At 31.9% G+C, this 276-nt stretch carries 1 protein-coding gene; it reads left to right on the forward strand.

Going from position 1 to position 276, the window contains the following annotated elements:
* The coding region (locus tag SB679_RS24045) for a hypothetical protein (protein ID WP_410704755.1) at positions 1–276 on the forward strand (276 nt) is incomplete at both ends.

Here is a 276-nt window from a genome sequence, read left to right on the forward strand (position 1 = left end):
GCCCTTTAAACATTTCATTAAAGGATTTTAAAATTGAAACTATTACTGAGCTTATAAAAAAAGATACAGTTCTGGCAAGAGGAACCATCAATGGAACAGCACAACTTAGGGATGTAACTAAGGAGATGACTTTCACTTCTGACTTAAATATTTCTTATCTGATTGTTTATGGAAGTCCTATTGGAAATCTTGCTGTAAAAGTGAACAATTCTTCACCGAAAATTTTAAATGCTGATATTGCCCTTTCCGGAAACAATAATGATGTAAAAATTCTAG

Source organism: Chryseobacterium sp. SIMBA_029 (genome assembly GCF_046535275.1).
Taxonomy (GTDB): domain Bacteria; phylum Bacteroidota; class Bacteroidia; order Flavobacteriales; family Weeksellaceae; genus Chryseobacterium.